General features: G+C 45.4%; 12 protein-coding genes. 4 read left to right on the forward strand and 8 right to left on the reverse strand.

All coding sequences use genetic code 11. The features are described from left to right. Position 1: 1 nt before the first annotated feature. From N4J56_RS28690 to N4J56_RS28700, 3 genes are all read right to left on the reverse strand, one after another. Complete coding sequence (locus N4J56_RS28690) at positions 2-643, reverse strand: LysE family translocator (protein WP_317109558.1); 642 nt, start codon at positions 641-643, stop codon at positions 2-4. After that, a complete protein-coding gene (gene tsaE / locus N4J56_RS28695; RefSeq protein ID WP_317109559.1) occupies positions 627-1094 on the reverse strand; it encodes a tRNA (adenosine(37)-N6)-threonylcarbamoyltransferase complex ATPase subunit type 1 TsaE in 468 nt (155 codons plus the stop codon). Before tsaE ends, N4J56_RS28690 begins: the two co-directional genes overlap by 17 nt. Positions 1095-1188: 94 nt before the next feature. After that, a complete protein-coding gene (locus tag N4J56_RS28700; RefSeq protein WP_317109561.1) occupies positions 1189-2577 on the reverse strand; it encodes a YvcK family protein in 1389 nt (462 codons plus the stop codon). Positions 2578-2780: 203 nt separating this feature from the next. Between N4J56_RS28700 and ruvC the strand changes: the two genes are divergently transcribed. Continuing rightward, complete coding sequence (gene ruvC / locus N4J56_RS28705; protein ID WP_039714505.1) at positions 2781-3326, forward strand: crossover junction endodeoxyribonuclease RuvC; 546 nt, start codon at positions 2781-2783, stop codon at positions 3324-3326. On the opposite strand, the gene N4J56_RS28710 is transcribed toward ruvC, so the two are convergent. After that, the gene (locus N4J56_RS28710; protein ID WP_317109564.1) at positions 3303-3527 is read right to left on the reverse strand and encodes a hypothetical protein; all 225 of its coding nucleotides are present in this window, start codon (positions 3525-3527) and stop codon (positions 3303-3305) included. The genes ruvC and N4J56_RS28710 overlap by 24 nt on opposite strands. Positions 3528-3635: 108 nt before the next feature. On the opposite strand from N4J56_RS28710, the gene N4J56_RS28715 reads away from it, so the two are divergent. Together N4J56_RS28715 and N4J56_RS28720 are read left to right on the forward strand one after the other, a co-directional pair. Continuing rightward, positions 3636-4877, forward strand: a complete 1242-nt coding sequence (locus tag N4J56_RS28715; RefSeq protein ID WP_317109566.1) for an FtsX-like permease family protein — start codon at positions 3636-3638, stop codon at positions 4875-4877. Between the two features lie 200 nt (positions 4878-5077). Then, complete coding sequence (locus N4J56_RS28720) at positions 5078-5851, forward strand: ABC transporter ATP-binding protein (protein ID WP_317109567.1); 774 nt, start codon at positions 5078-5080, stop codon at positions 5849-5851. Positions 5852-5883: 32 nt separating this feature from the next. Here N4J56_RS28720 and N4J56_RS28725 read toward each other — a convergent pair whose 3' ends face one another. From N4J56_RS28725 to N4J56_RS28740, 4 genes are all read right to left on the reverse strand, one after another. Beyond that, positions 5884-6846 (reverse strand): NAD-dependent epimerase/dehydratase family protein, encoded by a 963-nt coding sequence (locus tag N4J56_RS28725; protein ID WP_317109568.1) that lies wholly within the window; start codon positions 6844-6846, stop codon positions 5884-5886. A gap of 105 nt (positions 6847-6951) precedes the next feature. Beyond that, positions 6952-8088, reverse strand: coding sequence for a hypothetical protein (locus tag N4J56_RS28730; RefSeq protein WP_317109569.1), 1137 nt, complete (start codon positions 8086-8088; stop codon positions 6952-6954). 224 nt (positions 8089-8312) lie between these two features. Next, positions 8313-9593 (reverse strand): aminotransferase class I/II-fold pyridoxal phosphate-dependent enzyme, encoded by a 1281-nt coding sequence (locus N4J56_RS28735; protein WP_317109571.1) that lies wholly within the window; start codon positions 9591-9593, stop codon positions 8313-8315. Between the two features lie 278 nt (positions 9594-9871). After that, positions 9872-10963, reverse strand: coding sequence for an aromatic ring-hydroxylating dioxygenase subunit alpha (locus N4J56_RS28740; protein WP_317109573.1), 1092 nt, complete (start codon positions 10961-10963; stop codon positions 9872-9874). Positions 10964-11100: 137 nt separating this feature from the next. On the opposite strand from N4J56_RS28740, the gene N4J56_RS28745 reads away from it, so the two are divergent. Next, the gene (locus N4J56_RS28745) at positions 11101-12375 is read left to right on the forward strand and encodes an MFS transporter (RefSeq protein WP_317109574.1); all 1275 of its coding nucleotides are present in this window, start codon (positions 11101-11103) and stop codon (positions 12373-12375) included. Positions 12376-12390: the final 15 nt, after the last annotated feature.

A 12390-nucleotide genomic window follows, 5' to 3' on the forward strand; every position in this document is an offset into this window, starting at 1 on the left:
TTTATTTCTCTACTCCCGATAATGCAACCCTGATTCCTAAAGCAATTAAAACTGCTCCCATGACTTTCTCTAAATAATCAGTCACTGACAACAACTTCTCTTTAAATACGGGATGAGACATAACGATCGCTACTGATGTATACCAAGCAAAAGTCATCATTCCCATTTGCAAACCGTACCAAATTTGAACGGGTATGGGTGTAAGCGGGTTAACGACTTGTGTAAATAAACTTAAAAAGAATAAGGTCACTTTGGGATTGAGAATATTGTTAATAAAACCCATTCTGACGGCTGCTAGCTTACTAAGATCTTGACGAGTCTGCGAGCGTCTATATTGCTGTTCTAGTTTCTGTTGTGGTTTCGCTATTAATGACTTATAACCGAGATAAATTAGATAAGCAGCACCTAAATATTTAATTAAAGCAAATAGAACAATCGATCGCGAGATAATAAAACCAATCCCAATTAAAGAATAACTAGCATGAACTAAAATCCCCAAAGTTAAACCGAGAGCAGAATAAATGCCCGTTCGTCGCGAATAAACTAAACTATTACGACAAATCACCACAAAATCTGCTCCAGGTGCAATAATCACTAGAAATTGTAAAATAGCTACGGCAATTAATTCAGGTAATAAAGGCATAATCTAATTGAAAGTTTCCCATGCAGGTAAGTTCAGCTATGCGATCGCGATCGCCTCGATGCATCAGTCGAATCTGGAGATAATCTAACGGCTTGTAATCTAACTTTTCTGCCCATTCAATTGCAACAATTCCAGGGACAAACTCTATTCCTTCCCAATAAATTTCTGGTTGTAATTCTGTAATTTCTGTTGGTTCTAAACGATACAAATCGAAATGATATAAAGGTATCCGACCTTCTAAATACTCGCTAATCAACGTAAAAGTAGGACTCTGGATTGGCTCGTTAATCCCCAAACCTGCACCAATCCCCTGCACCAAAGTCGTTTTCCCACTACCTAGATCGCCTGCTAACAAAATCGTACTACCAGCAGGCAAACAGCGCCCTAAACTAACACCAAGGGATCGCGTTGCTGCTGCATTTGTTAACGGAAGTACAATTGGCTCTCTCATTATTTGAGTGAGTAGTTATCAGTTATCAGTTATCAGTCGAGAGTGGTATGCGATTGAATTTTGAATTCCGAATTCCGAATTCCGAATTTTAACCTCATCCTCTCATCTTACTCGCCCGACTGTACCAGCGAAATAGCACTCCTGCCAAGCGCTGCGGATCGTGACGTACTAAACCTTGTTCGTCTTCATCCATCACGTTAGCAAGGATAATTCGTCGCTTTAATTGTGCTACTTCTTCGCGATCGAGAAAGACAGGATGAGAACTTTCTTGAGCGTAGCGGATTAAGCTAGTTTCTGAGGGAGATTGCTTTTGTACGAGTACAGCACTAAATAAATGTCGTCCGCAGGCGCGATCGATCGCGCGAATGTGATCTGCAACAGAATAGCCTTGAGTTTCACCAGGTTGAGTCATGATATTGCAGACGTAGATACAGGGAATCGGAGGACTACCCTTTTGACACCGTTTGGCGATCGCGGCGGCGATTTCTGGTACTAACAAATTAGGAATGATACTAGTGTAAAGACTGCCAGGACCAATAACAATAAAGTCTGCTTCCTCGATCGCTTGCAAGGCTTTGGGTAGTGCTGGGGGATTGGTAGGAGTGCAACCGAGTCTGATAATACTACCCTTAGCATGAGTGATATTAGACTCCCCTTCTATCCGGCGACCGTCAGCTAATTCTGCCCACAAACGCATATCGCTGAGAGTTGCTGGCAACACTTGACCCCTGACGGCGAGGACTTTGGAACTTGCCGCGATCGCCTGTTCCAAATCTCCAGTAATATCGCTCATAGCGGTCAAAAATAAATTGCCAAAACTGTGTCCGACTAATCCATCTCCAGCTTTGAAGCGATACTGAAATAGTTCTGTCAATAATTTTTCTTCTGACGCTAGCGCTGCTAGGCAACTACGAATATCCCCTGGGGGTAAAACGCCGATTTCGCGACGCAACCTTCCAGAGGAACCGCCATCGTCCGCTACGGTGACAACAGCAGTAATGTTAGCACTGTATGTTTTCAATCCCCTTAATAGCGTTGATAGCCCCGTACCACCACCCACAACCACAATTTTTGGTCCTCGGTTTAAGCGGCGATAGTTCAACAGTAAATCGATTAGTTCTTCATCGCCATCTGTGCGGAATACCTCAGTAATTGAACCTACGGTTCGAGATTGCCCCCAGAGAATTAACAAAAAGCCCAATAACAAAACTAAAGGACCGCTAATATAGCTAGGTAAAATAGTTGTAACCTTATTTAGGAACCCTTCAACTAATTGAATTGCATAAAAAATTGGTGTTAGTTTAATCCAGATTGCCAAACCTAAACCAACAAAACAGACTCCACTAGCACTAATTAATAACCAGCGCTTGATTGATAAACCAGGAGATAACCACTTAAACCATTGGTTTACGCGATAGGGAGTGACAGCGCGGGAGTCCTGCCGAAAATACTTGAGAATTCGTTTAGGAGTATTAAAAGGCATAACTGGATACGTGGCAGGTGGACATAACGCAGGTGAATCTGATGCAGGTGGATATGACAATGTATATCAGACGATCGACCAACTAGAAACTAACTCACTTTAGAGAACTTGCAAAAGAGAACTTGCGGAACAATCATAGCAATCTAGACATGGGAACGAGGTAAAAGGGTTCAGTGGGATCGAAACAACAAATCGAACAACGGCTGGAAAAACGCCTAGAAAAACGGATTCTGGGATTAGATCCCGGGCTAGCAATTTTAGGCTTCGGTGCTATTTGTACGCCAGTAGGAGATCCGATCGCAACAGCAACTTCATTAAAGTCTGCCCCAATTCCGACCCCAGCGATCGCCACTTCGGTCAAGTTGCTAGACTTTGGCATAATTCAAACTGCTGCTAAAAACGAGATCGGTAGCCGACTTTGTACGATTTATGAAGATTTACATACCATACTTCAAGAATGGCAACCGGACTTAGTAGCAATTGAAAAGCTGTTCTTTTACCGCATGGCTAGTACTATTTCCGTAGCTCAAGCACGGGGAGTTTTAATGCTTGTCCTAGCCCAGCACAACATCCCCTACATCGAGTTTACTCCCGCCCAAATTAAGCAAGCGCTGACGGGGTGGGGCAATGCTGATAAACGCGATGTCCAACTCGCAGTAGCCCGCGAATTAAATCTAGACTACATTCCTCAGCCAGACGACGCTGCCGATGCTTTAGCAGTAGCCTTAACTGCATGGTTTCAAGTGTAGGGATGAGGAGCGAGGAGCGAGGAGTGAGGGAAAGAGATTGGTGCGTGGGGTGTTGTGGGCAGAAGTCGAGGTTCCCTCGACATTAGAGCCGCGTTGTGGTGCGTGGTGAGTGGCGAGATCGGTGAATTTTGAATTTTGAATGCGTGAATTTTGAATTTTAAGTTGCTCCCTCACCTCCCTCAGCTCTCTTCTTCCCCTCACTCCTCACTCCTCGCTCCTCGCTCCTCGCTTGACGATCGACAAACTGTCTACTGTCAGAAAAACAAAAGTTGTTGCTCGGTAAGATATTCCTATACACGCTCTTGTCTTATGGTTTCACTCGCTCGTAAAAACCTGCTGGAAGATATTCCTCGCTTTTTGGTAGCGCAAGCAGGAATTATGTTCGCTGTGAGCCTGGTAACTATTCAAACAGGAATATTCAATGGATTCACGCGATCGGCGGCACAGTTAATATATAATGCCAATGCTGATATTTGGGTAACTTCTGATACATTAGTCCAGCCAGAACTCAGCTTGCCGCTACCAGCAACAACACTAGACCAAGCTCAGGAGGTGGCAGGAGTAGCACGCGCTGAAGCACTGATTTTTAAGAGTGCTGTTTGGCGACATTCTAGCAGCGATATCAATTTGGTGCGGGTGATTGGTTTCGATCCGCAAGGACAACTATTTAACCCCAACAATTTGATCCAGGGTAGTAGGCAAGCTTTGCAACAACCTTACACCGCGATCGCCGACACTAGCACGTTGCGATCGCTAAATGTTAGCAAAGTTGGCGATCTGGCAGAACTTGGTTCTCTACCAGTGCGTTTAGTAGGCTTAACTCAAGGCAATCGCTCGATTACTTCTAATCCTTTTGTTTTCACGTCTTTAGAAAATGCCAATGCTTATGCAACTGGCGGTCAGAATGCTAGGCTGTCCTGTAAGTTGCAGGCTGGTTCGGAAGACATTCAATGTACGAGCATACCAACAAATCAGAAACAAAGTCCTCAAGCTAAACCGCGTCAGCTAGCAGCTTCAGACACGATTTCCTTTATTTTAATTCGCGCTCAATCTGGGCAAGATCTGCAACAGCTCAAGCAGAGATTAGAAACAGCTATTCCCAATACCACTGCATATACTCAAGCTGAGTTGATCGAGAAAACGCAGCAGTTTTGGCAGCGACGAACGGGCGTTGGCTTTATTTTGGGGTTGGGTGCAACTGTAGGCATTATCGTAGGGGGCATCATTGTGGGTCAAATTCTCTATTCTTCCGTATCCGACCATTTGCGGGAGTTTGGCACGCTTAAGGCAATGGGGGCATCAGATTGGACTATCTATGGCGTAATTATCGAACAATCACTTTGGATGGCGGTTTTAGGCTACATCCCAGGTATAGTTCTTTGCTTTGGGGTCGGTGCATGGACTTTTGCAACGCAAGGTATAACGATCTTGATTACCCCTGCTACGGCGATCGCTGTGTTTGGCATTACGGTAGCAATTTGTGTCGGTTCGGCAATCTTTGCTATTCAAAAGGTAACGCGGGTCGATCCGGCAATCGTCTTCAAGGCATAATTTCCTTCTTCCTGGGGAGAGAAAAACTATTTACAATAACTATATACAACTTCATAGATGCTTCATTTATTCCGAAAGCTATATGGGGAGAAATAAATAAGGTAAGTAAAATACATCCATGTATTACAAAGTTTAATATTCTCCCTGGTTACTCCAAACTTTCGTGAAGTTAAAATCATATCGATTAAATATTTGCAATAATGACAGCTTCTTTAATCAATTTCGCCACTGCAATTAAGCCTTCAGTCAAGCACCGCAAAAGATCGGCGGAATCGAACTGTAGCGCAAATATTCCAGAATCCTCAGCCATTGTCGCCAAAGGCATAGAAATGGCATTTCAGTCAGGACAACAGCAGTATCCCGTGCTGAAGGGTATCGATCTCGAAATTCGAGCTGGTGATATTCAATTACTTATGGGACCATCCGGTTCGGGTAAGACAACTTTGCTATCAATCTTGGCAGGATTGCTCACGCCAACAGAAGGATGCGTTTACCTACTCGGCAAAGAAATTACTAGAATGTCCCGCGAAAAGCTGGCAAAATTTAGATTACATAATATTGGTTTTATCTTCCAAGGTTTTAACTTATTTCCGGCGCTGACGGCAGCAGAAAATGTCGAGTTAGTGCTGAACTATAAGGGTATTAATGGTGCGATCGCCCAAAAACAAGCGCGAACTTTGCTAGAACAAGTAGGATTGGGGGCGCAGGTGAATCAAAAACCCAGCGATCTATCCGGCGGACAAAAACAGCGAGTCGCGATCGCCCGTGCTTTGGCTGGTAATCCCAAATTGATTATGGCAGACGAACCAACGGCAGCTTTAGATTCTCAAAGCGGTCATAACGTAATTCAGTTACTCCGCAATTTGGCAAAAGAGCAAGGTTGCACAGTCTTGATGGTGACGCACGACCCCAGAATTATTGATGTTGCCGATCGCGTCAGTTATTTAGAAGATGGGATGTTAAAGCAGAAGTAGAAGTGGTAGGGTGCGTTATCTAACGTACCCTACTACGTTAATTCTCGAACAATTTGACGCAATACCTCTTCCACCGATCGCGGTTGCCATCCTAACTCTTTTCTCGCCTTGGTAGCATCGACACGGACGCAGCGATCGTAGACGTAATGAACTCGTTCGCGGCTGAGGGGAGGTTGCCATTTCAACAATCTGCCGATTGGATCGAGAATATTACCGACAAGCTTTACAAGAGATTTGGGTGCTTCCTTGGGAACGGGAATTCCTGACTCTTGGGAGATAATTTGAAACATTTCCTTCGTGGGCAAATCTCCGGCAGAGATAATGAAATGTTCGCCAGCTTTGCCTTTTTGGGCAGCTAAAAGCATCGCTTCTACCAAGTCATCGACATGAACGATACCCGTAATGCGATCGCCTCCAGCCCATAATTTCAGTCCGCCTTTGAGAAATTGTTTCAGTACGGGTCCGAAATGAGGATCGTCAGAGCCAAAAATTCCCGAAGGCATAACACTAACTACAGGTAAACCTTGGGCAGCAAATTGGTCGGCTAACTTTTGTGCTTTGTATTTAGTCACGTCATAAGCAGAGGAAAAGTCAGTTTGAGTGCGATTAAAAGTTTCGTCAATAACTTTTCCCTGAGTATCACCGTAAATTCCGACAGTGCTGCAGTAAACGACTTTCCCTACTTTTAATTCTTGGGCAACATCTAAGATGGCGTGGGTTCCTTCTACGTTGACCCGTTCCATCTTAGTTGCATCGACTATGCCCAATTCCACATAAGCCGCCGTGTGAAACACCACGTCTACACCAGCCATAGCAGCGCGCAGAGCATGGCGATCGCTAATATCTCCGTAAACTAGCTCTATGGGGCAGTCAGCCAGACGGGAAAGATCGCTAGACTTGCGTACCAAACCAACAACAGTATCTCCTCGTTGGGTTAAAGCACGGACTAAATGAGAACCTGTAAAACCGTTAGCGCCAGTAACTAGTGCTTTCATGAGTAGGGAGTAGGGAATAGGGAGTAGGGAGTAGGGGAAGAAGATAGTATTGAATCTTCTTTGTCCCCCTTGTCTTCCCCTGTTTCAAAAAGGGATCTAAAACACCTACAAAGCTTTCTCGTAAATCCGGTAGGTTTTGTGAATTTTACCACCAGCAGCCTCTACGAGCTTGCGAGAAGCAGAGTTGTCTTCGTAAATATGTCCTAATTCTGCCCGTTTGTAAGGCTTGCCTTTTTTGATGCCGCCTTGCATTCCCAAATAAATGAGAGCCAAAGAAACCATTTTGCGGCGATATTCGGGGAGAGAGCAAATGTAAATCACTCTCCCTTGGTCAATTTGGCGGCGATACCACAAGAATTTTAACGTGCCGAGCCAATCGAGTTTACCACCTAGATGCTTAAGGGCGATATTGTAGTCGGGTAATCCCATCCACATCCCCACCATTTCACCGTTGTATTCTGCAATGGGAAAAACATCAGGGTCGATCAGAGATTGAAACGATCGCGCTTTATCTAAAAACTCTGCTGGAGTTTGCGGTGAATAACTGTAGTTGTCGGTAAACATGCGCACGAGGAGATCGTAAACTTTCAGCGCATCTGCCTCAAATTCCTCACCCTTGGTTCTGATGGGACGAAAAGTTATGCCAGCTTTACAAGCGATACGATAAGCCTTTTCAAATTCCGTTGGTAAAGGTTTATCTAAGGGAAAGTTATACGTATAAGCGTCTTTACCTTTGTACCAACCATCCCGTTCGATAAACTCTGGGTAATAGGGTGGATTGTAAGGCATCAAAATCATTGGCGGGGAGTCAAAGCCATCGACTAAAAACAAACAGCCGTTGTGAGTTGAAAAATCGATTGGTCCCCTAACTACAGTCATGCCTTGTTCTCGCAGCCAATCACAAGCAACCTGGAGGAGAGCTTGAGCCACATCAAAATCGGGCATACATTCAAAAAAACCGAAGACTCCGACATTTTGACCTTCTTTATCAATCAACCGTTGATTCACAGCAGCAACAATTCTGCCGATTGGTTCTCCTGACTGAGATAGAGCGATAAATTGCTGTGCCTTACCATACTCAAAGAAAGTATTGCTAGGCAAGAATTGCTTGGCTTCACTACTGCGGATGGGGGGCACCCAGTAAGGATCGTTAGCATAAACCCTAGCAGGAACATCAAGGAAAAGTTCTTGTTCTGCTGGAGTCGTTACGGGTTTAATTTGAAACTTTGTAATCGTTTGCATGATTTACACAGCAGTGTCGAAAAAATTGTGCGATCGCTCTTGTTTGTAATCGGATGAAATACACGCTCCGTAGGAGCGCACAGCCGTGCGCTCCTACAAATATCATGGACGCAAGCAAAAATTATGTTTAAAAAAACGATTAAGACCAAAATACAGCAATGCATCCTGGTCTTAAAAAATTATCTAAGTTTTTAATAATTGAATTTGGAATTTAGCTCGTTTCGCTAGGCGCTGATCATGGGTTTGTAGATCGTATCCCGAATTGCTACCATTCCTTCTACTAACCGATCCATATCCTCTTCGGTGTGCAAGGCATTAACGGTGATCCGCAAACGTGGCTTAGCAATATACCAAATTGCCGATGCCCAGATGCCATGTTCTTGCATTAATTGACGGGCAAAGTATTTCGGATTGCATTCAGTGGGTAACACGACGGGGACGACGTTGGTTTCGCCCAAAGCTTCAAAATCATGCTTAGCCAAACGCGATCGCAAATATTTTGTTTTTGCTTGTAGTTGTTGTACCAGTTCGGGATTTTGGCGCACTTGACGAATGCTTTCCAAAGCAGCAGCAGCGGTAGGTGCGGGTAAAGAAATCGTTCCAATGGAGGTGGGAGAGAAATTCATCAACGGGATCAATTCAGCCACAGGACTGCTAATTGCTGCCCCAGCCGAAGCCGCAAACTTAGAAAATGTGGTCATAATCAACGGCACGATCCCCCGTGCGATCGCATTTTGAGGAGTCAACCCAAAATACTCGTAAATCCCCCTTCCCGTGTCTCCAATCGCGCCGCTAGCGTGCGCCTCATCCATAACCAGCACGCTACCTTCATAGTTTTGCAGCACGTCAAGCATATCTGGTAGAGGGGCAATGTCACCATCCATTGAGAAGACAGCATCGGACACTACCATGATTCTGTCATCGGGACGGGCATAGCGATATAGTTTCCGCTCCAAGTCTTCAGTATCGCAGTGACGATAGGCTTTGACGCGGACGCGGGGGCTGTGGCTGAAGACTTTGCCAGAGCGAGTCCCGGCATTGACAACAGCCGAGACAATACAGCCGTGGTTGAGTACGTCAGTCAGGATCAGAGTCTCTCTCGTATTTTGAAATCCGGGTACGGGAATGGCGAGATGGCAGAAAGCATCCATCAGGGCTTGCATTGCCATCCAAGCATTTAAAAATAGCTGGGTGTGGGGCAGATGCTTAAAGGCAGAAATCTCTGCTTCTAGTTGACGGTGTAAGTCAATGCGCCCGTTTAAAACTGAAGTTCCACTATTAGAAGTACCGTATTGCAAAATCGCATCAATTGCCGCTTGCTGCACGGCTTCGTTCTGTACTAGTCCCAATACATCATTGGTGCAGAATGTCAAGACATTTTGCCGCTTGCCCGTTGCTCCTTCTTCGATTTCAACTAAATTACCCTGACGGCGATGACAAATGAACTCGTCGGGGGCTAGCCCGCTGTCATATAAGCGCTGAACGTACTCTTTGACTACTTGCACGAATTTACTCCCCTCACCTGAAACTCCCAGATAGCTTTGTGCGTCTGGCTAAACATTATTAATATTTTCCCTGGTTAGGTAATTTTTAGACTATCCAGGTTCTTATCTCCTGCCGGATCGGGCAGCTTAATTGAGTCTATGAATAAGACATTTTGCCAGCACTATACCATTCATAGCGATCTTGCTGGCGATCTTTGACTGTATTGACGAGATAATTGCTTCATGCGATTGATAATAGATTAGCTTGACTCTACCCGACTAGAAGAGATCGCTTCCGATTAAGACAGCGATTCCTCCTGCTGGTTCCCTGAGAGTTGGGAAGACAGGGTTTTGCGGCAATATTGCTCGTATTGCCGCATCATGACTTTTTGCAGGGCAATAATTGCCGGATTAATCTCTACATAGCGTCGTTGGGGGTTGTTTGAATAAGTGCGTTGCTCGCTCTCCATCATTTCGATATCTTGATCGAGAAACTGGGAAAATAGAAAGCGCCAGACATAAGCAGAAATCAGAGGTTTGAACGGCTGCACCAACCACTTAGGTAAATTCAGCCGTAGAAACATCAAGGTAAACGATTTGGTTTCCGTTGCTCCCCAGGCGATCGCATCAGGTAAAGAGGAAACTCCCTCTAGAGAACTGTGGTAGTGAGGATATTGGTAATGGAGCGAGACAGTACGGGTTGTCACCTCATCACCGCGATCGCTTAAACCCAGAATTTTCGTCATGACTCCCTTGTAAGACACTCGATAATCGGCCTGAACCGATGATTCTGTCGTTTTCAAGCTAGTCAGCACGGGGTCAAACCAACCTTGGAGGTTTTTGTGTAAAAACCCGTGAAACACATCCATCGTGTTTTCGTTGCAGATGGTGAAATGCGCCTGGAAATGAGCCGGAATTGGAACCATCAGACAATCTGGGTCGTCAAATTCCGGTATTTCTGGTAAGGGAATGCTAGTTGCCAAACTCGCATCGCCAGGAAAAATCCAGATCAGATTGTATTTTTCGCAAACAGGATAACTGCGAACTTGAGCGCATGGTAGTTTGTGTGTCTCAGGGAGGTATGGGATTTTGACGCATTGACCTGCACCGTTAAATTCCCAACCATGATAGGGACATAATAAATGTTTCCCCTGAATTTGCCCTTTATGTAGAGCTACACCCTTATGCGCGCACGCATCATCTAAAGCATGAAGCTGTCCGTCCGTGTCGCGGAAAACAGCAATTGCTTGTTTCCAGATCGTTACGGGCATAATATGACCAGGTTGCAGTTTATTTGCCCACCCAACCGGATACCAGTAATCTGGATTAATCCCGATCTCGCGGATAGCATTCTGAACTGTCTGACTTGTTAAGGTCGTAGCCAGTTCCATGAATCGTTCCTCTCTTGCCTGATTCTGACAATATTTAGCTTTCTAGTGTCCCTTAATTCGGCAAAATTGTCAGCATAATTCCTGACAGCACGCCAACTGTCCACTCATACTAATAGGGAGCAGGGAGCAGGGAGCAGTTGTCAGTTATCATTAATCACTCCCGACTCCCGACTCCCGACTTTCTCAACATGCGCAAATTATCACTATCGTCAACAGTAGCTTTTGCCGCGATCGCCCAAAATCCTCAATTGATAATACTGATGGCGGCTGGCTCCCTAACTACGATGACTGGGGCAGTTTTCAACCCTGCCTTGGGGGAGATTAAGCACCAACTTCAGCTCGCTCCAGAGATTGGCGGTTATTTAGCAGCCGCTCATGTTTGGGCGCTGGGTCTTTTTAGTCTTCCCCTCGGAATTCTCTCCGATCGCGTAGGAAGAGTAAAGGTACTCATAGTTTCCCTGCTTTGCTATGCCGTCTTTGGTACTGCTGGAGTCACAGTAGACGATTTCCTCCCCTTAATCGCGTTACGAGGATGTTTGGGAATCGCTACAGCAGGCATTACATCCGCTAGCTTAGGTCTGCTCACGAGTATGTATGAGGGTGAGGAACGAGCCAAAGCATTAGGTTACGCCACGGGGACGCTGACGCTAGCGGGGATCGTCTTTCCATTGTTGGGGGGTGGAGTAGGCTATTTCTTCCACTGGCGATACATTTTCTGTCTATACGCGATCGGGCTACCATTAGCAGTATTGACAGCCAAGATTTTGCCACAGCCTGCCGAACGTACTTCAGTCAAAACACAGCAAGAGCGACCTAAACATAAACTATGGCAAGTTTTAGGGCGCTACCAAACAATTTGGTTATTGCTAACTCTGAGCTTGACATCAATCGTGATGTACTCGGTTGTCTTCTATACCCCGCAGTATTTCAAAGATACGATTAATGCCAACACGTTGACTAATAGCCTCGTCTTAGCTTCTCGCGCTCTGGGTGCAGCCATTATCTCTGCTTTTGGAGCCAGAAAGCTATCTCAATCGTTGGGTTTGTATAAAGCCACGGCTGTCGGCTTCATCTTAATGGCGCTGACACTCAGCACGATCCCATTTTTACGAGAGATTAGTTTAATTATGTTAGCTGCGGTCGGTTTTGGTGCTGGGTTTGGTCTGATCCTACCCAACCTTTACGATGCCCTAGCAAGTCTTGCGCCTTCCCAGTTGCGATCGAGCGTACTGTCAGCGGGGGCTGGAGCAGGCTTCATCGGTCAATCTTTCTGTCCGATTGTGTTAGGCTTTGTTGTCAAACATCACGGTATAGAAGCTGCTTTTTTTACGGCTGCAAGTGCTTCGATTGTCGTTGGGATGTTGTTGCTCTTATTTGGGAGCAGGGAGCAGGGAGCAGGGAGCAGGGAGTAGGGAGTAGGGGAAAGA

Origin of the sequence: Chroococcidiopsis sp. SAG 2025, assembly GCF_032860985.1 — a bacterium.
Lineage (GTDB): Bacteria > Cyanobacteriota > Cyanobacteriia > Cyanobacteriales > Chroococcidiopsidaceae > Chroococcidiopsis.